The 16,604-nt window shown below is 70.7% G+C and carries 22 protein-coding genes; 15 read left to right on the top strand and 7 right to left on the bottom strand.

Features of this window, described 5'->3' with window-relative positions:
- Positions 1–22: 22 nt before the first annotated feature.
- On the bottom strand, positions 23–895 hold the full coding sequence (locus ACT4MF_RS09370; protein ID WP_444682445.1) for a 5-formyltetrahydrofolate cyclo-ligase: 873 nt from the start codon (positions 893–895) through the stop codon (positions 23–25).
- A 170-nt stretch (positions 896–1,065) separates the two neighbouring features.
- Here ACT4MF_RS09370 and ACT4MF_RS09365 point away from each other — a divergent pair, with 170 nt between their 5' ends.
- The 3 genes from ACT4MF_RS09365 (at position 1,066) to ACT4MF_RS09355 (ending at position 2,918) form a co-directional block, all read left to right on the top strand.
- Positions 1,066–1,770, top strand: a complete 705-nt coding sequence (locus tag ACT4MF_RS09365) for a DUF4013 domain-containing protein (protein ID WP_099254851.1) — start codon at positions 1,066–1,068, stop codon at positions 1,768–1,770.
- A gap of 113 nt (positions 1,771–1,883) precedes the next feature.
- Complete coding sequence (gene engB / locus ACT4MF_RS09360; protein WP_099254850.1) at positions 1,884–2,504, top strand: GTP-binding protein EngB; 621 nt, start codon at positions 1,884–1,886, stop codon at positions 2,502–2,504.
- A 45-nt stretch (positions 2,505–2,549) separates the two neighbouring features.
- Positions 2,550–2,918 carry a DUF8147 domain-containing protein gene (locus ACT4MF_RS09355; protein WP_444682446.1) on the top strand — a complete coding sequence of 123 codons (369 nt, stop codon included), beginning with the start codon at positions 2,550–2,552 and terminating at the stop codon, positions 2,916–2,918.
- Positions 2,919–3,011: 93 nt separating this feature from the next.
- On the opposite strand, the gene ACT4MF_RS09350 is transcribed toward ACT4MF_RS09355, so the two are convergent.
- The 4 genes from ACT4MF_RS09350 to ACT4MF_RS09335 are packed head-to-tail and all read right to left on the bottom strand — an operon-like array spanning position 3,012 to position 5,492.
- Positions 3,012–3,365, bottom strand: a complete 354-nt coding sequence (locus ACT4MF_RS09350) for a branched-chain amino acid transport AzlD family protein (protein ID WP_099254848.1) — start codon at positions 3,363–3,365, stop codon at positions 3,012–3,014.
- Entirely contained in the window at positions 3,362–4,051 is a 690-nt protein-coding gene (locus ACT4MF_RS09345; protein WP_099254847.1) for an AzlC family ABC transporter permease, read from the bottom strand. Before ACT4MF_RS09345 ends, ACT4MF_RS09350 begins: the two co-directional genes overlap by 4 nt.
- A gap of 2 nt (positions 4,052–4,053) precedes the next feature.
- Positions 4,054–4,911 carry an RNA methyltransferase gene (locus ACT4MF_RS09340; protein ID WP_444682447.1) on the bottom strand — a complete coding sequence of 286 codons (858 nt, stop codon included), beginning with the start codon at positions 4,909–4,911 and terminating at the stop codon, positions 4,054–4,056.
- The gene (locus ACT4MF_RS09335; RefSeq protein WP_099254845.1) at positions 4,908–5,492 is read right to left on the bottom strand and encodes a DUF8114 family protein; all 585 of its coding nucleotides are present in this window, start codon (positions 5,490–5,492) and stop codon (positions 4,908–4,910) included. Before ACT4MF_RS09335 ends, ACT4MF_RS09340 begins: the two co-directional genes overlap by 4 nt.
- Positions 5,493–5,588: 96 nt before the next feature.
- On the opposite strand from ACT4MF_RS09335, the gene ACT4MF_RS09330 reads away from it, so the two are divergent.
- From ACT4MF_RS09330 to ACT4MF_RS09320, 3 genes are all read left to right on the top strand, one after another.
- Complete coding sequence (locus ACT4MF_RS09330) at positions 5,589–6,155, top strand: DUF192 domain-containing protein (protein WP_444682448.1); 567 nt, start codon at positions 5,589–5,591, stop codon at positions 6,153–6,155.
- A 94-nt stretch (positions 6,156–6,249) separates the two neighbouring features.
- Entirely contained in the window at positions 6,250–7,530 is a 1,281-nt protein-coding gene (locus tag ACT4MF_RS09325) for a dihydropteroate synthase (protein ID WP_099254843.1), read from the top strand.
- A 174-nt stretch (positions 7,531–7,704) separates the two neighbouring features.
- Positions 7,705–8,415 (top strand): 6-hydroxymethylpterin diphosphokinase MptE-like protein, encoded by a 711-nt coding sequence (locus ACT4MF_RS09320; protein WP_444682449.1) that lies wholly within the window; start codon positions 7,705–7,707, stop codon positions 8,413–8,415.
- 17 nt (positions 8,416–8,432) lie between these two features.
- On the opposite strand, the gene ACT4MF_RS09315 is transcribed toward ACT4MF_RS09320, so the two are convergent.
- Complete coding sequence (locus tag ACT4MF_RS09315) at positions 8,433–9,206, bottom strand: creatininase family protein (protein ID WP_099254841.1); 774 nt, start codon at positions 9,204–9,206, stop codon at positions 8,433–8,435.
- Between the two features lie 160 nt (positions 9,207–9,366).
- Between ACT4MF_RS09315 and ACT4MF_RS09310 the strand changes: the two genes are divergently transcribed.
- The 9 genes from ACT4MF_RS09310 to ACT4MF_RS09270 all read left to right on the top strand — a co-directional run bounded on the left by ACT4MF_RS09310 (position 9,367) and on the right by ACT4MF_RS09270 (position 16,225).
- Entirely contained in the window at positions 9,367–9,774 is a 408-nt protein-coding gene (locus tag ACT4MF_RS09310) for a nascent polypeptide-associated complex protein (protein WP_444682450.1), read from the top strand.
- Positions 9,775–9,784: 10 nt separating this feature from the next.
- On the top strand, positions 9,785–10,525 hold the full coding sequence (locus tag ACT4MF_RS09305; RefSeq protein WP_444682451.1) for a methyltransferase domain-containing protein: 741 nt from the start codon (positions 9,785–9,787) through the stop codon (positions 10,523–10,525).
- Between the two features lie 44 nt (positions 10,526–10,569).
- On the top strand, positions 10,570–11,604 hold the full coding sequence (locus ACT4MF_RS09300) for a transcriptional regulator TbsP domain-containing protein (protein ID WP_444682452.1): 1,035 nt from the start codon (positions 10,570–10,572) through the stop codon (positions 11,602–11,604).
- Positions 11,605–11,629: 25 nt separating this feature from the next.
- Positions 11,630–12,751, top strand: coding sequence for a pyridoxal phosphate-dependent aminotransferase (locus ACT4MF_RS09295; RefSeq protein ID WP_444682453.1), 1,122 nt, complete (start codon positions 11,630–11,632; stop codon positions 12,749–12,751).
- 104 nt (positions 12,752–12,855) lie between these two features.
- On the top strand, positions 12,856–14,058 hold the full coding sequence (locus ACT4MF_RS09290; protein ID WP_099254836.1) for a methionine adenosyltransferase: 1,203 nt from the start codon (positions 12,856–12,858) through the stop codon (positions 14,056–14,058).
- A 67-nt stretch (positions 14,059–14,125) separates the two neighbouring features.
- Entirely contained in the window at positions 14,126–14,578 is a 453-nt protein-coding gene (locus ACT4MF_RS09285; protein WP_444682454.1) for a DUF5804 family protein, read from the top strand.
- A 105-nt stretch (positions 14,579–14,683) separates the two neighbouring features.
- Complete coding sequence (locus ACT4MF_RS09280) at positions 14,684–15,376, top strand: hypothetical protein (RefSeq protein WP_444682524.1); 693 nt, start codon at positions 14,684–14,686, stop codon at positions 15,374–15,376.
- A gap of 22 nt (positions 15,377–15,398) precedes the next feature.
- The gene (locus ACT4MF_RS09275; protein ID WP_099254834.1) at positions 15,399–15,815 is read left to right on the top strand and encodes a JAB/MPN domain protein-containing protein; all 417 of its coding nucleotides are present in this window, start codon (positions 15,399–15,401) and stop codon (positions 15,813–15,815) included.
- A gap of 83 nt (positions 15,816–15,898) precedes the next feature.
- Positions 15,899–16,225: a hypothetical protein gene (locus ACT4MF_RS09270; protein WP_444682455.1), complete on the top strand. Its 327-nt coding sequence runs from the start codon at positions 15,899–15,901 to the stop codon at positions 16,223–16,225.
- A gap of 35 nt (positions 16,226–16,260) precedes the next feature.
- On the opposite strand, the gene ACT4MF_RS09265 is transcribed toward ACT4MF_RS09270, so the two are convergent.
- Positions 16,261–16,563 carry a PRC-barrel domain-containing protein gene (locus tag ACT4MF_RS09265; protein WP_099254832.1) on the bottom strand — a complete coding sequence of 101 codons (303 nt, stop codon included), beginning with the start codon at positions 16,561–16,563 and terminating at the stop codon, positions 16,261–16,263.
- Between the last annotated feature and the right edge of the window lie 41 nt (positions 16,564–16,604).

Raw genomic sequence — 16,604 nt, 5'->3', positions numbered from 1 at the left:
CAGCGTCCGCCTTCGCCGCGCCTCACTCCCTTTCCGGGGCTCGTTCGGCCAACACCGGGATCGCGTCCAGTTTGTCGTCGTCGAGCGCGTCCCAGTCGATTCCCGTCGGACGCGTGTGCGGCGTGTCGGTACGGACCGTCCGCTCGGGAGTGACCACCAGGTCGAGCGGTACGTCGTGAGCGTCGGGCGCGGGAAGCTCCGCGGCGTCGGCGACCGGCGATTCGGGGCCGTCGAGGACCGATAGCTCGTGGACCGTGGTCGCCACGACGGTCGCGTCGTCGTCGGGCTCCGACCGACTGTCACCGGGCGAAGCTCGGTTGCCAGGGGGACTCTGTCCCTCGCCGCCAGAGGCGCGGGGGGCCTCGCTGTCGACGGCGCCCAGCTCGCTGAGCACGCCCCACTCGAGGTCGCTGTACCCCTCGCCTTTCCCGATCCGGGCGCCGTCGGTCGTGACGCCCACCGAACCGGCGACCACGAGGTCGACGTGCGGGACCTCCTCCGGCGGGACCGGCGTCCCGTGGGTGGAGATGCCGGAGACGGTCGTGGCGTCGTCGACGGTCGGGGCGTCGGGCGGTGCGTCGCCGTCGCTCTCGGCGTCGACGAGCGACTCGGGATCGAGCCGAAGGAACGGGTCGGCGTCGCGGAGCCGCGGTTGGGCGACGTAGACGGTCTTCCCGGCCCGGAGCGCGGCGCGGCGCACGGGGAGCTGCGGCGCGTCGGGGTTGCACTTCAGCGTCGACGCCGCGGCCCACGCGTCGGTGTCGGTCAGCCGATCGCACGCGGCGGCGGCGCCCGCGAAGTTCGGGATGCGGTCGTGGGGCGGGAACGGGAACCGGGCTTCGCCGCGGTCCTCGAAGGCGTCCCAGACGGCCTCGCGAACGGCCTGTTTGTCCATGATCGGCGTTAAAATCGCGGCGACAAGTATCTCTCGCTCACCGGCTCCGTCGCGCTCTCGTCGCGCTTCCGTCGCGTGTTCATCGTTCGCTCGTCGCGCGTTCGTCGTGCGTCCGTCTCGCGATCGACGGAGTGCCGGGGTTTATATATCAGATGTGTGTGATTTTTCTCATGCTTGAAGACGGGCTCTCGTATCCGGTTCGCGGCGATTGGATCGGCCGAATCGCTATCGGAGGGATACTGGGGCTGTTCTCGGTGCTGCTCCTCCCGGCGTTCATCATCGTCGGCTATCTCGTCCGGGTGCTCGAAGAGACGATCGGCGGCGAGGACGTGCCGCCGGAGTTCACCGACTGGGGCGACCTGCTGATGAAGGGCGTGATCGGGACGATCATCACGATCGCGTACACGGTCATCCCGGTGGTCGTGTACGGCGTCGTCGTCGCGGTCGTGGGGGGAACGAGCGGCGCGATCGGCGGCGACGCGGGCGCGCTCATCGGCGTTGTCGGCGTGCTGCTCGCGCTGGCGTTCATCCCCGTGCTGTTCCTCATTTACTACGCGGTTCCCGCCGCGCTGTCGGCGTACGCGGCCCGCGGCGAGATGAGCGCCGCGTTCGACCCCGACCTGCTGAAGCCGGCGGTGTTCAGCACCGAGTACCTCGTCGCAGTGCTCATGCCGATCGTCGTCGCGGTGGTCTCGTGGATCGCCACCGCGGTGCTGGCCGTCACCGTCGTCGGCCTCCTGCTCGTCCCGTTCGTCCAGTTCTACGGCCAGGTCGCGGTGTTCCGGATGTTCGGCGCCGCGTTTGCGACCGTGAACGACCGGATCGAGACGGGGTCGGTCGGCGGCGCGGTCGGCGGCGACGACCTCGCGTACTGAACCGGCGGCGGGACGGTTTCGCGTACCCGACTGGGATCGGATACGACGGCCGACCGACCGTTACCCCGTCTCGCGACGCGCCTTTTAAACCGCTCAACCACCCACGTAGGAGTATGTTCGAAGACCGGCCGGACCGCGACGCCGAGGTCGTCCTCGTGGGGCGATCGAACGTCGGCAAGTCCACGCTGATGCGCCAGCTGACGGGTCACGACTTCTCGACCGGCGGCAAGCCGGGGGTCACCCGCCAGCCGAACCACTTCGACTGGGCCAGCGAGAGCTTCATGTTCACCGACCTGCCCGGCTTCGGGTTCATGTCCGGCGTCGAGGAGGAGCACCGCGAGGCGATCAAGACGAACATCGTCCGCTACCTGGAGGAGAACGCCGACTCGATCCTGGCGGGCGTCGTCGTGATGGACGGGAAGGCCGCCGTCGACATCATCGACCGCCACGCCGAGCGCGGGAACATCCCGCACGACGTGGAGATGTTCGGCTTCCTCGAGGACGTGGGCGTCGAGCCCATCGTCGCCGTCAACAAGACCGACAAGATCGACGACCTCGACGAGCGGCTCGACGAGATCTGCGACCGCCTCGGCCTCTACCCGCCGTGGCAGCAGTGGTCCGATCGGATCGCTCCGATCTGCGCGAAGCGGGGCGACATCGAGGCGCTGGAGGAGTGCCTTCGAACGCGCTTCCACGAGCACAACCGCGACGACCTGCTGAAGTTCGTCGCCTGAGAGGCCGGCTGCGGTTTTATATAGCGACCTGACGACGGTACGTTCATGAACGCCCGTCCCGTCGCGGCGCTGGGCGTCGCGCTCACGACGTTTCTCGTCGTCGCCGCGCTTCTCACCGACCTCCTCGCGGCGCGGATCGCGTTTTCGGCGATCGTCGGTCTCCCCGTCGGACTCGTCGCTGGCGCCGCGTCGGGGATCGCGACGTGGACCCGCCTCTGGGGCGTCTCGCGGGCCCGCCCGCATCTGCTCGGGACCGCCGCGTTCGGCTACGCCCTCCTCGCCGTCGCCGCGGTCTCGTACTCGGTGCCGCCGGCTCGTCGCTTCGTCAGCGTCGAGACCGCGGTCCCGTTCGCCGCGGTGTGTGCGATCGCCGCGTTCCTGCTCGCTCGTCGGTACGCGACTCGGATCGCGTGAGTCGGGGGGCGGTGTCGGTAGGTGAGTCGGTTGGGAGAGTCGCAGCGAAGAATCGGCGGGAAATGTCGGGAGAACGCGAACCTATCGACGCCGTCAGGCGAACACCACGACCCGGAACAGCCACAGCGTGACCATCCCGCCGGCGATGGTCGCCATCACGTTCTCCGTGCGCCACGCGATCACGCCGGCGACGGCGCCAGCGATCAGCCGCTCGTCGGCGACCGTCGCGACGACCGAGGGGCGGATCGTCAGCAATTTGGGGAGCACGAGCGCCGCGAGCACCGCGGGCGGAACGTATCGGAGCGGGCGCTTGATGCGCGGGGGGACCTCGTCGATCCGGCCGAACAGGTGGATGAACGAGAGGCGGAACCCGTAGGTCGCGAGTCCGATGAGCACGATGGCGAGCCAGACCCCGAGCGAGCCGCCGAGAACGGGGGCGTCCGTCACTCGACGAACACCTCCGTCGCCAGCCCGACGGCGATTCCGGAGACGGCGCCCGCGAGCAGCCCGAGGTTCATCGGGAGCCCGGCGGCGACGACCGCGATGGCGCCGCCGGCGACGCCAGCGGCGGTGGTCGGTCGGTCCTTCATCGCTGGGACGAGGAGCGCGAGGAACACAAGCGGAACCGCGAAGGTCAACCCCCAGGCGTCGGGGACGCTGGCGCCGACGACGACGCCGGCGACCGTCCCGATCTGCCAGACCACCCACAGGGAGGCGGCCGCCCCGAGGTAGTAGCGCCAGCGGCTACGCTCCGGGTTCGACTCGAACTCCGCGAGCGAGAGCGCGTACGCCTGGTCGGTGAGCACGTAGGCGAGCCCCGCGCGGAGCCGGCGACCGTAGTCCGCGAAGTGCGGCGCGATGGACGCCGAGTACATCACCATCCGGACGTTGATCACGACCGCGGTGCCGACCACGACCGCGAGCGGGGCGCCGGACCCGAGCAGGTCGAGCGCGGCGAGCTGCGAGGCGCCCGCGAACACGATCACCGACATCCCGACCGCCTCGGCGAGCCCGAGCCCGGCGTCGACGGCGGCGATGCCGGCGACGAGCGCGAAGGGAGCGATCCCGAGCAGCAGCGGCGACACGTCACGGACGCCGGCCCGGAGGTCGGCGTCGAGGAGGTCCCCGTCCACGGTCACTCTTTGGGGTAAACCGGTTCGTCGTACTTCGCCGCGAGGTGGTCGGCGTGTTCCAGCTTCGCGTTGGCCTTGCGGAACGTGCCGAGCAGGGAGTGGACCTCGCGCTCGGTCGGGTGGGCGCGGCCGAGCAGCCGGCGCATCAGCAGCGCGTTCTTCTCTCGCACGTGCTCGCGCTGGCCGGTCGCGTCGAGGAACTCGTCGAAGAACCCGTGGAAGCGCTCCACGTCGCTCTCCGGGGCGCGGGTGACCTCGGTGTCGGGCAGCTGCGTCTCGTCGACGGTGAGCTCGCGGAGCTCGTACAGGAGGACCGTGGCGGCCTGCCCGAGGTTCAACACGGGGTAGTCGTCGTCGGCCGGGATGGAACACACCTCGTCGAGCCGCGAGAGTTCGTCGTTGTTGAGGCCGCGTCCCTCTCGCCCGAAGACGATGGCGGTCGGCGCGTCGACCGTCTTCAGCGACTCCCGGAGTTCGGCCGGCGTCTTGAAGGGATACCGCTCGTGGCTCCGGTCGTCCTCGCCGGTGATCGCGGTGGTGCCGACCGTGTGGTAGTTCGCGACGACCTCGTCGAAGGTCACCTCGTCGGCGTTCGGGAGCACGTCCTCGCGGGCGTGGCCGGCGAAGCCGTACGCCTCGCCGTCCTCCGCCAGCTCCGGCGGGTCGACCAGCTTGAGGTCGGTGAGGCCGAAGTTCTTCATCGCTCTGGCGATGGTGCCGACGTTGCCCGGCGTCTCGGGCTCGACCACGACCACGACCGGCTTGCGGCGGGGTGATCGGTCGGCCTGTGGATCAGCGTCAGAACCGGCGGCAGCGTCGGTCTCGTCTCGCTCGGCGTCGGTCTCGTCTGCGCCGCTCATCGGTTCGACGGGTAGTCGGTCGAGAGGTCGACGTCCTCGAAGTCGTCCTCGCTCAGCTTCTCCTCCTCGTCGCCGTCCTTGCCGGCGAGTTCGAGAATGTCGATCCGGTCGCCGTCGAAGTCCTGTTCGACGCGCTCCTGGATGTCCTGCTGGTCCGGCAGGTCCGGAAGCCCGTCCGGGTCCTCGTCGACGTGCTCGACGGAGCCGTACCCCTCGGGGGCGCCGTTGCCCGCGGCGACCCACTCGTGGAACCGGTCGCCGAACTCGCGCGAGCCGGCGTGCTCGCTGCCGCCCTCCTCGCGGAACCAGTAGATCAGCTCCGGCTCGTGTTCGGGGCAGAGCAGCACCTCCCCCTTCGGCTCGCCGTAGACGATCTCGGCCTGATTACAGCGGTGGACCTCGTCCTCGCCGTGTTCGAGGTAACAGACGTCGCAGGGCTCCTCGACGAGGCTGACGAGCCGGACGAGACGCTCTCGGGGCTCTTCGGGGATCTCGTCGAGGGGCTTCAGCTCCTCGTCGTCGGTGAATATCTCCTCCTCGTCGAACCGCCACCCGCGGAGGCCGACGCTCACTTTCGCCATGGGCGGGGGTACGCGAGGCGCAGATAAAAACGCGTCCTTCCGGGGACGAACGCCCCGTTCGCGAGGCATATACCGACGCGGCGCGTATCGCGGACAATGCGACGACGGGGAGTTCTCTCGGCGATGGGTGCCGCGTCGATCGGCGGGCTCGCGGGCTGTGTCGGAAGCGCCCCCACGGCGGGCGGCGGGGGCGACGACGGTGACGGAAGTGGAGGAGCCGGAGACGAGTCCGACACCCTCCCCACCGACTGGCCGTCCGGGACGTACGCCGACTACGACGTGACCACGGTCACCGCCCGGACCGCCGAGGGCGACGAGCTGGGAGCGGTCCGCGCCGCGATCGCGGACACCGGCGAGAAGCGGTATCTCGGACTGAGCGACGCGGCGTCGCTCCCGGAAAACGCCGGGATGCTGTTCGTCTACGACACGCCTCGAGACTCCCTAACGTACGTGATGCGCGAGATGGACTTCGGGATTGACATCGTGTACGTCGCCGGCGACAGAGAGATCGTCGAGATCCACAACGCGCCGGAGCCGGGACCGAACGAGGACGGGAACGAGCAGAGATACTCCGGCTCGGGGCAGTACGTGCTCGAAGTCCCCTACGAGTGGACCGACCGGCGCGGCGTCGACGTGGGGGACTCGCTGGCGTTCACGCCGTGAGCCCCGGCGGACCCGGTCGGGACGCCGGTCCGAACCCCCGGCGAGCGCGTCGGGTACTCGCCCCGTTTATATCGCTCGCGCCCGTGGTGATCGTATGCGAAACGTGGACGCCGCGGGCCTCGGGATCGGCGACGATCACCCGCCCCGGATCATGGGCGTACTCAACGTCTCTTCGGAGTCGCCGTACGACCCGAGCGTGTACGACGACCCCGGCGAGGCCGCGGAGTACGTCGACGAGGAGCTGATCGGCGAGGGCGCCGACATCGTCGACGTGGGACTCGAGTCGGCCAACAAGGACCTCGACGTGCTCTCCGCCGAGCAGGAGCTCGATCGGCTCGACACCGCGGTCGAGACGCTGGCGTCGACCTCGGGCGACGCCGTCTGGTCGATCGAGACCCGCTACCACGAGGTCGCCGACGAGGCGCTCGCGCGGGGGTTCGACATGGTCAACGACATCTGCGGCTTCGCGGACCCCGAGATGCCCCGCGTCTGCCGCGAGCACGACGCGGCGGTCTCGAAGATGGCCTCGCCGCCGGATCTGGAGCGGCCGGGCGCGATAGAGGACGTCGACTGGGCGGCGCGAAGCGCCGCCAGTCCAGAGCGTAGCTGGAGCTACGCGGACGACATCTACGAGGCCCTCTCGATGAACGGCTTCACCGACAAGACGATCCTCGACCCCGCTTTCGGCGGCTGGTCCGTCGAGAAGACCCACGCCGACGACCGCGAGACGTTCCACCGGCTACGCGAGTTCCGCGGGTACGGTCGCCCGCTGCTCGTCTCGATCAACCGCAAGAGCTTCCTCAAGACGATCGCGGGCCGGAGCACCGAGGAGGCGCTGCCGGTGTCGCTGGCGGCCACCTCGATGGCGGTCGAGCGGGGCGCCCACGTGATCCGCACCCACGACGTGGCCGAGACGCGCGACGCGGCGCTGGTCGGGGCGGAGTTCGCCCGCGACCGGGTCCGCCCGACCGCCGACTCCGGCGCCGTCACCCTCGAGGAGCTCGACGTGACGACGGTCCGAGAGGCCGAGCGCCACCTCGACCGGCTCGGCGCCGACCGCGGCGTCGCCGGCGACGCCGTCGTCCGTACCTACGAGCTCCGCGGGCTCACCGACGAGGCCGTCGGCGCGCTCCGGGCGGCGACCGCCGACTCCGACACCGGTGCGGCGTTCGCTATCGCCGGCTCAGCCCCCCACGAGGCCGCGACGCCGTCTTCCGCCACGGACGGTGGGTCGCCCGACCGCATCGGCGCCGAGGGCGGCGCCGGGCTCCTCGTCGGGACGCCGACCGGTGTGTCAGCGGTCCGATCGGCCGTTTCGGGCGTCTCGTCGGCGCTCGACGCCGCGCTCGAATCGATCGACGACACCTCGAAGTAAGAGAAAGTTTATGCCGTCGTGTAGACAACCCGTTCAGTGGACGCCGGAGGGGCACGCGGGTAGGGGTACTCTGTGCCACTCCGGCCCATACCATATTCGACTCCGCCAGCGACGGCGCCGTCCGGCGCCGCGGCCGAGGCGCGGCGTCGGCGTGCTGGGGGTGAGCGAGAACCGATGAACTTCGAGACCTTCGAGCCGGTGTACGAGGCGATCCTCGCGGACTTCGGCTTCGATCGGGCGGCCGACGAGCGCGCCCGCGACGCCGCGGCCGAGATCGCGACGCCGTTCCCGCTCGACCGACTCGGCGACTGGCGGGGCGACACCGTGGCGATCGCGGGCGCCGCTCCGACTCTGGCGGACGAGGTCGGGATCGCCCGCGAGGCCGACGCGGTCGTCGCCGCCTCCACCGCGGTCGACGTGCTCCGTGAGCGCGGCGTCGCCGTCGACTGCATGGTGACCGACCTCGACAAGAACCCCGACACCGCGGCGGAGCTGACCCGAGAGGGAGTCCCGGTCGCGGCCCACGCCCACGGCGACAACATCCCCGCGGTCCGCGAGTGGCTCCCCCGATTCGCGGACGCGGCGACGCTGGCGACGACGCAGGCGGTCCCCGTCGGTCCGGTCCGAAACCTCGGCGGGTTCACGGACGGCGACCGCGCCGCCTTCCTCGCGGACCACGTCAGCGCCGGGCGGCTCGTCTTCCCGGGGTGGAAGTTCGACGACCCGGACGTGGGCCCGATGAAGGCGCGGAAGCTCGACTGGGCGGCGCGGCTGCTGCGGTGGTTGGAACGCCGCCGCGACGAACGGTTCGGGATCCTCGACGGGCGCCGCGGGGGGCTCGACGAGGCGCTCGAGCCGATCCTTCGTGGACGCGACGGGGGGTGAAACGGCCTCAGAAGGAGCTATGCCACGCGATCTGCCGGCAGTAGCTCGGATCGGTCGCGGGCGTCGAGCCACTCGACCAGCTGAACGAGCTGGTCGCTCGCGGCCTCGAACAGCCGCTCGGCCTTCTCCGGGGTCACGTCGGTCGGATCGCCGAACGCCCCGTTCGCGGAGTTCTCGATCGCGTCGTAGAACGTCCGGGCGCCGTGGACCATCGCGTCCGACTCGCTGAGGTGGACGAGCCCGTCGTCGCGGGCGTCCGCCAGCCGGTCCGTGTCGACGAGCTCCGGGGCGATGTGCGTGATCATCGCGGTCTCCTTCGGGCCCGCGTGCGGCCCGTTGTGCTCGAACAGGTCGTCGACGAGCTCCGGGATCGACTCGTCCCACATCCACTCGATCGCGTATGCCGCCTCGTCCTCGTGGAGTCGGCGGCCGACCTCTCGGAGGTGCTGGACGTTGCCGCCGTGGGCGTTCACGAACACGACGCGGTCGATCCCGTGGTACGCGAGGTTCCGGGTGAACGACTCGACGTAGTCGCGGAACTCCGGCGGATCGACCCACATCGTCCCCGGGAACTGCCGGTGGTGCGGGCTGACCCCGACCGTGATCGTGGGAGTGCGGACGGCGTCCGTCTCCTCTGCGGCCGCGGTCGCGAGCGCCTCGGCGATCAGGTGGTCGGTCGCCAGCGGCAGGTGCGGACCGTGCTGTTCGGTGGAGCCGAGCGGGACGAGCGCGACCGACCCGTCCGACAACGCCTCGCTGAGCTCCGGCCACGTGTGGTCGGCGAGATACATACTTGATCTCGGGCTCGGGGACGTATGAACCCCGCTCTCGCGGTCGCGTTCGCCGGGAGCGGCAGCCTCGAACCCCGGTGAGAGCGACGCCGAACGACCCGAACGAGGCCGTCGGCCCGTGTCGCCACCCTTTTTGTGTCCTCCCGCCGAAATCCGGCGTATGTTTGGAGGCGGCGGTATGAACCCGCGGAAGATGAAACAGATGATGAAACAGATGGGGATCGACGTCGAGGAGCTCGACGCCGAGCGGGTCGTCATCGAGACGGCCGACGGCGACGATCTCGTCTTCGACGGCGCCCAGGTGACCAAGATGGACGCCCAAGGGCAGGAGACGTACCAGATCGTCGGCTCGCCCGACGCGGTCGCCGACGCCGGCGGAAGCGCCTCGGCGGTCGAGGACGAGTCGGGCGCGGCGGCGATCGAGGACGGCGACAGCGACGACGCCGGTATCCCCGACGAGGACGTGGCGCTCGTCGCCGAGCGCGCGGGCGTCCCGCAGTCGACGGCCCGCGAGGCCCTCGAGGACGCCGACGGCGACCTCGCGGCCGCGATCGCGGAGCTGGAGTGACTGATCCGGCGTGACGGACGCCGCGTACCTGCTGGTTCACGACGACCGGGAGTACCTGCTGGAGCCGGGCGAGGAGTTCGGCACCGACCTCGGCGTGCTCGAGGTCCCCGAAGACGTCGAGGACGGCGACACCGTCGAGACCCACCTCGGCACCGTCTTCGAGGTCCGGGAGCTCCGCGGCCCGGACCTGTTCAACCACCTCGAACGCACCGGCGCGCCGATGATGCCCCGCGACGTGGGGCTCGTGATGGGCCACACCGGCGCCTCGGGCGGCGACCGCGTGCTCGACGCCGGCACGGGGTCGGGGATCCTCGCCGCCTACCTCGGTCGCGCCGGCGCCGACGTGACCACCTACGAGATCGACGCCGACTTCGCCGAGGTCGCCCGCGGGAACATGGCGACCGCCGGCGTGGCCGACCGCGTGGAGGTCCGCACCGGCGATCTCACCGAGGAACTCGACGCGCTCGCCGACGAGGAGCCCTTCGACGTGTTGACGCTCGACACGGGCGACGCCCCGGCGATCGTCGAGCGCGCTGACGACCTGCTGGTCTCCGGCGGGTATCTCGCCGTCTACTCACCGTTCGTCGAGGGGACCCGCGAGGCCGCGCTCGCCGCCCGTGAGGCCGGCTTCGAGGGCATCGAGACCCTCGAAACGATCCAGCGCGAGATGGACTTCTCCGACCGCGGCTCCCGCCCCTCCACCGCGGGCGTCGGCCACACCGGCTACCTGGTGTTCGGCCGGGCGCCGTAGCGGACCGGCGCAACGTTCTTTCCGATTCCGACGCCACGGAGCGTATGGCTCGATCGACGGGCGACGACGGCGCGTCGTCTCTCGACAGCGACGACCCCTCCGAGGTCGCCGTCGCGCTCAACGAGGCCGACGACGGGCTCGCCGAGGCGATCGAATCGGCGCTCGCCGGGCGGTCCGACCTCGTCGCCGTCGGCGTTCCACTGGCGTTGCTCCCGCCGATACTCGACGCGAGGGAACGGACCGAGGCCGACGCGCCGTGGCGGGTCGCCTGCCGACCCGGCGTCGCCGACGCGCTCGGTCGGGCGCTCGTCCTCGGCACCGCGGTCGCCGAAGCGATCGATGGGGGGGCTATCGAACTGCGGACGGAGGCCGAACCCCGGGCGAGAGCGGCCGAGAGCGACGCCGGACGGATCCTGTTCGCGTCGGCCGAGCGCGTCGACGCGGTCGCGGGGCCGGAGGGGGATCGGACGCTCGTGACCGAGGCGGCGCCGGCGCGGGTCGCTCCGGCCGCCCGATCGATGCGCGAACGGTTCGCGGCCGCGGCGCCGGCGAGCGTCGAGATGCCCGGCCGGAGCCGCCTGCTCGCGGGCGCCCGAGAGACGCTCGACGACCGGTTCGCGGACGACGTGGCGGCGGTGCTCGACGCGCTGCCGTACGGCGCGGTCGGTCGAACCGGCGAGCTCACCGACCGGACGCTCCTCACGGCGCTGGCGGCGCGCCACGACCACCTGCTGTGGGATCTGCGGCGGTGGATCGGTACCGGGACGGAGCCGGACGACGGAAGCGGCGAGGGCGAGGGCGTCGGGATCGCCGCGGGACAGGACCTCACCGGAGACCGGCGGGTCCTCGTGCAGCGCGGCCTGATCGAGGCGATCAAGGTGCCCGCGGGGGCCGGGCGACCGCGGCTCCGGCTCCGGGCGATCGACGACGCGCTGCTCCGCGCGACGCCCGAGGAGGTGCTCAGCGTGCTCCGGGGGCGGTTCGCGCTCCCGGTCGACGAGGACGGCCGGGTCCGCGACCTACCCGGAGGCGACGAGCGGCGGCCGGTGTGGGATCGGCCGCGACGTGACAAGAACTAACTCCCGGCGGCGCCCCCGAACGGGTATGCCGAACTTCTCCGACAGGGTCGAGCGGATCTCCATCAGCGGGATCCGCGAGGTGTTCGAGGCGGCCGGCGACGACGCGATCAACCTCGGGCTCGGCCAGCCCGACTTCCCGACGCCGGACCACGCGCGACGGGCGGCGGTCGACGCCATCGAGAGCGGGAAGGCCGACGCCTACACCGGGAACAAGGGCACCCGGTCGCTCCGCGAGGCGATCGCCGAGAAACACCGGTCGGATCAGGGGGTCGACCTCGATCCGGGCAACGTCATCGCCACCGCTGGCGGCAGCGAGGCGCTCCACGTCGCCCTGGAGGCGCACGTCGACGCCGGCGACGAGGTGTTGATCCCGGACCCGGGGTTCGTCTCCTACGACGCGCTGACGAAGCTGACGGGCGCGGAGCCGGTGCCGGTCCCGCTGCGCGACGACCTCACCGTCGACCCCGCCGCGATCGAGGCGGCGATCACCGACGACACCGCGGCGTTCGTGGTGAACTCGCCGGGCAACCCCACCGGCGCGGTCTCCTCGGCGGACGACGTGCGCGAGTTCGCGCGGATCGCCGACGAGCACGACGTGCTCTGCATCTCCGACGAGGTGTACGAGTACACCGTCTTCGACGGGACACACCACTCGCCGATGGAGTTCGCCGAGACCGACAGCGTCGTCGTGGTCAACTCCGCCTCGAAGCTGTTCTCGATGACGGGGTGGCGGCTCGGGTGGGTGTACGGCTCCGCGGAGCGCGTCGACCGCATGCTGCGGGTCCACCAGTACGCGCAGGCCTGCGCGTCGGCGCCCGCGCAGTACGCGGCCGAGGCCGCCCTGCGGGGCGACCGCGGGGTCGTCGACGAGATGACCGCCTCCTTCGAGCGCCGCCGCGACCTCCTCCTCGACGGCTTCGACGAGATCGGGATCGACTGCCCGACGCCCCAGGGCGCGTTCTACGCGATGCCGCGGGTTCCGGAGGGGTTCGTCGACGAGTGCCTCGACCGCGGGGTCGTGGTGGTCCCCGGCGAGGCGTTCGGCGAGGGCGGGCGCGGCCACGCTCGGATCTCGTACGCGACCGACGAGAGCGAGCTCCACGACGCCCTCGACGTGATGGCGGACGCCTACGAGGCGGCGAAGTAGGCGCAAGATAACGGCCACTTTTGCCGAACGATAACCCGAGAACATTAGCCGGCGTCGGGAGGTTTCCGCAAGTTATACTGCCGCCGGCGAAGTACCGACGCGTAATGGACCGGAACATACAGGTCAGCCGTCTCGACCGCCGAGCGGTCGAGGACCAGGAGGTCGAGATCGTCGAGCGGAAGGGTATCGGACACCCGGACTCGATCTGCGACGGTATCGCGGAGTCGGTGTCGCGCGCGCTCTCGCAGCTCTACTTGGACCGCGTCGGGAAGGTACTCCACTACAACACCGACGAGACGCAGCTGGTCGCCGGTCGCGCCGCGCCCGCCTACGGCGGCGGCGAGGTCGTCGAGCCGCTCTACGTGCTCATCGTCGGGCGCGCGACGAAGGAGTACGAGGGCGAGCAGCTCCCGGTCGACTCGACCGCGCTCGCCGCCGCCCGCGACTACCTCTCCGAGGCGATCCCGGAGCTCGAGTACGGCACCGACGTGATCGTCGACGTGAAGCTCGGCGAGGGGTCGGGCGACCTGCAGGACGTGTTCGGCGAGGACACCCAGCAGGTGCCGATGGCCAACGACACCTCCTTCGGCGTCGGACACGCCCCGCTGACCGAGACGGAGGCGATCGTCCACGAGGCCGAGCACGAGCTCAACACGACCTACCACTCCGACCACCCCGAGCTCGGGCCGGACGTGAAGATCATGGGCAAGCGCGAGGGCGACCGCATCGACATCACCGTCGCGGCCGCGATGGTCGACCGGTACGTCGACGACCTCGACGACTACGACGACGCCGTCGCCGACGTGCGCGAGTTCGTCACCGAACTGGCCGAGGCGCGCACCGACCGTGAGGTCCACGTCGACGTCAACACCGCCGACGACTACGACGAGGGCTCCGTCTACCTCACCGTCACCGGCACCTCCGCCGAGCAGGGCGACGACGGCTCCGTGGGGCGCGGCAACCGCGCGAACGGGCTCATCACTCCGAACCGCCCCATGTCGATGGAGGCGACCTCCGGCAAGAACCCCGTCAACCACATCGGGAAGATCTACAACCTCCTGTCGACGCGGATCGCGGAGTCCGTCACCGACGAGGTCGACGGGATCCGCGACCTACAGGTCCGCCTGCTGTCGCAGATCGGACGCCCGATCGACGAGCCCCACGTCGCCGACGCGCAGCTCGTCACCGAGGAGGGGCTCGACATCGCCGACATCGAAGACGAGGTCGTCGCGATCGTCGACGAGGAGCTGGCGAACGTCACGGACGTGACGCGGAGCGTCATCGACGGCGACGTGTCGACGTTCTGATCCGGCGGGCGAGGGGCGCGGGACGCCGACCGCAACCGATTTGTGGAGCGACTGACTCCGATAGCGTGTGACGCGGGTGTGTCTCCTCGGCGACTCCGACGTGAACCTCACCTACGAGCTGCTGTCTCGCGAGACCGCCCGGGACGCGCTCGCGACCTACGAGATCGAGGAGCCCTTCGAGAACAGCGTCGCCGTCGACACGGTGAGCCTCGGCGCCGCAGTCGCGCTGTTGAACGATCTCAACTGGTACCTCGTGCGCTTCGTCGACGAGGCGCTGGTGCGTGAACCCTCCGTCTCCCCCGACGAGTGGCTCTCTCGCGACCTCGCCCGCGAGGTGCGCGACGGCGCGGTCCCCCCGGAGGAGACGGACCAGCGCCTGAAGGTGTTCGGGCTCGTCGACGGCCGACCGGTCGAACCCCTCTACGTCCGCCGGACGCAGGGGGAGACGCCCGGGTACGACCTCCGCGACGTCGACGAGACGGTGATCGTGCGGGTGAGCGAGTCCGAGTTTTCGGGATAGCGATCGGGCGTCGGCAGCGTCGACCCGACCGCCGCCGGCCGGTCGCGACGCCGGTTCCAGCGGAGACGGGTTGAAAAGGGTCCGGACCGAATGCGCGGTATGGGAATGAAAGGTGACGGCGAGGCGGAGCTCCACGAGATCGATCGCTTCGGCCGCGGCGTCGGCTGGATCGCGTACCCGGGCGAGGAGATGGAGCGGGCGAGCCACGCGATAGCGGTCCCGAACGAGGGGGACGAGACGGACGACGTGTGGGTGTTCGATCCGGTCGACGCGCCCGGCCTCGACGAGCTGTTGGCGGAGCTCGGCACGGTCGCGGGCGTCGTGATCGGCCTCGACCGCCACAAGCGCGACAGCGCCGCGATCGCGACCCGTCACGACGCGCCCGTCTACGTCGCCGAGTGGATGACCGGCGTCGCGGACGAACTCGACGCGCCGGTCGAACGGTTCGACTCGGAGGTGGCGAAGTCGGGGTTCGAGGCGTTCCGGATCCGCGATTCGACGGTCCCGCCGTGGCAGGAGGTCGGGTTCTTCGACGGCGAGACGCTGATCGTCCCCGAGTCGCTCGGTTCCGCCACGTACTTCCGGGGCGACCGCGAGCGGCTCGGCGTCCACCCGATGTTGCGACTGACCCCCCCGACCGAGGCGCTCTCCGGGCTGAACCCGGAGCGGGTGCGCGTGGGTCACGGCGTCGGCGTGGAGGAGCGGGGCGCGCTCGCCGTCGAGGACGCGCTCTCCGGATCGCGCCGCAAGGCGCCCGGGCTGTACGCGAAGACCCTGCGCTCGGCGCTCGGGATCTGACCGTGTCGGTCTCTGTCTGCTCGTGATCCACGTCACGCGCGACCTGCTGACGGTGCTGCTCGAGCACGCCGCCGAGAGCGACCCCGAGGCGACGAGCCTGCGGCTCTCGGCCACCCGCGCCGGCGAGTTCGACGAGGAGACGGGACTGGACCCGGAGACGCCGGTGTTGACCCACTTCACGCCGGCGGGCGTCGGCGGATCGGTGAACGCGGTGTTCGGCGTCGACATCGGAACGCCCGCGGGTCGGGGCGGGGCGCGGTTCGTGTCGCACCCAGACGGGTTCCTCGGCGTGTCGAAGACGGACGACCTCGCGGCGGTGGTGCTCGTGGCCATTCCGCCCTACGACGACGACGGGGTCGCCGCGTTCGACCGCGCCGGCGACGGGATCGAACTCGCGGTTCTCGACGCCGCGCCGCCGGAGGAGTCGCTCCCGGAGTAACGGGCCTCGGCAGGCGGACGACGAGCGCAGACCGCCCGCTCCGAGCATTGGGTTAAAAAGCCCCGAGCGAGTATCACGCCGCAATGGCAGCACGCCCACCCGGCGGCGGCGGATCCTCGGAGCCGGACGCGATCGAGTTCGGCATCGCCGTGCTCGGCGAGCGGATCGAGGAGGCGGACGTGTCGTTCCCGGCGACGGCCCGAGAGGTACGCGACGGGCTCGACGACCGCGAGGTCCCCTACGACGCCAAGGGGCGGACGATCGCGCTCGACGAGGCGCTCGATCAGGTGCCGCAGGAGCGGTTCGAAAACGAGACGGAACTCCTCGACGCGCTGTACCCGGTGTTCGACCGAAAGCGACGAGAGGGCGGCGGATTCCTGACGAGCCTGCGAGACGCGCTCCCCTTCTGAACTGCGGGGCGTCGGCGAGCCGCCGTCCGGGGCGCCTACACTTCCACTTCGGCTTCCGCCTCGGGCTCGTCGCTCCCGGTGTCGAGACGCTCGATGATATCGTTGATCAACACCACGTCGCCGACGGCTCTGACCCAGCGGTACGGAACGATGACGCCCGTGTTTCCGCCGACGCGACCGGCGAACAGCTCGTGGTTGAGCTCCGCGAGCGCGAGCCCGGTCACCGCCTGCGCGTCCAGATCGAGGCGCACGTCCTCGATCTCACCGACGAAGACGCCGTTGTTCGAGTACACCTCGCGACCGACGAGAGACGTGATCTCCTCCGGAGCAGCGTTCATATGCGATACGGTCGCGAGCGCGCCTATTAAGCGTTCGTTGT

This window comes from Halorubrum sp. FL23 (assembly GCF_052439115.2).
GTDB classification, from domain to species: domain Archaea; phylum Halobacteriota; class Halobacteria; order Halobacteriales; family Haloferacaceae; genus Halorubrum; species Halorubrum persicum.
The sequence above is the reverse complement of the archived record's forward strand: the minus strand, read 5'-3'. Positions and strand labels throughout refer to the sequence as shown.

Excerpts from the sequence above, each read along its gene's own strand:
- ACT4MF_RS09365 (WP_099254851.1), top strand. The coding sequence starts at position 1,066 with ATGCTTGAAGACGGGCTCTCGTATCCGGTTCGCGGCGATTGGATCGGC.
- ACT4MF_RS09280 (WP_444682524.1), top strand. The coding sequence starts at position 14,684 with ATGAAAGGTGACGGCGAGGCGGAGCTCCACGAGATCGATCGCTTCGGC.
- ACT4MF_RS09295 (WP_444682453.1), top strand. The coding sequence starts at position 11,630 with ATGCCGAACTTCTCCGACAGGGTCGAGCGGATCTCCATCAGCGGGATC.
- ACT4MF_RS09340 (WP_444682447.1), bottom strand. The coding sequence starts at position 4,911 with ATGAGCGGCGCAGACGAGACCGACGCCGAGCGAGACGAGACCGACGCT.
- ACT4MF_RS09310 (WP_444682450.1), top strand. The coding sequence starts at position 9,367 with ATGTTTGGAGGCGGCGGTATGAACCCGCGGAAGATGAAACAGATGATG.
- ACT4MF_RS09355 (WP_444682446.1), top strand. The coding sequence starts at position 2,550 with ATGAACGCCCGTCCCGTCGCGGCGCTGGGCGTCGCGCTCACGACGTTT.
- ACT4MF_RS09265 (WP_099254832.1), bottom strand. The coding sequence starts at position 16,563 with ATGAACGCTGCTCCGGAGGAGATCACGTCTCTCGTCGGTCGCGAGGTG.
- ACT4MF_RS09335 (WP_099254845.1), bottom strand. The coding sequence starts at position 5,492 with ATGGCGAAAGTGAGCGTCGGCCTCCGCGGGTGGCGGTTCGACGAGGAG.
- ACT4MF_RS09325 (WP_099254843.1), top strand. The coding sequence starts at position 6,250 with ATGCGAAACGTGGACGCCGCGGGCCTCGGGATCGGCGACGATCACCCG.
- ACT4MF_RS09290 (WP_099254836.1), top strand. The coding sequence starts at position 12,856 with ATGGACCGGAACATACAGGTCAGCCGTCTCGACCGCCGAGCGGTCGAG.
- ACT4MF_RS09370 (WP_444682445.1), bottom strand. The coding sequence starts at position 895 with ATGGACAAACAGGCCGTTCGCGAGGCCGTCTGGGACGCCTTCGAGGAC.
- ACT4MF_RS09320 (WP_444682449.1), top strand. The coding sequence starts at position 7,705 with ATGAACTTCGAGACCTTCGAGCCGGTGTACGAGGCGATCCTCGCGGAC.
- ACT4MF_RS09300 (WP_444682452.1), top strand. The coding sequence starts at position 10,570 with ATGGCTCGATCGACGGGCGACGACGGCGCGTCGTCTCTCGACAGCGAC.
- ACT4MF_RS09315 (WP_099254841.1), bottom strand. The coding sequence starts at position 9,206 with ATGTATCTCGCCGACCACACGTGGCCGGAGCTCAGCGAGGCGTTGTCG.
- ACT4MF_RS09270 (WP_444682455.1), top strand. The coding sequence starts at position 15,899 with ATGGCAGCACGCCCACCCGGCGGCGGCGGATCCTCGGAGCCGGACGCG.
- ACT4MF_RS09330 (WP_444682448.1), top strand. The coding sequence starts at position 5,589 with ATGCGACGACGGGGAGTTCTCTCGGCGATGGGTGCCGCGTCGATCGGC.
- engB (WP_099254850.1), top strand. The coding sequence starts at position 1,884 with ATGTTCGAAGACCGGCCGGACCGCGACGCCGAGGTCGTCCTCGTGGGG.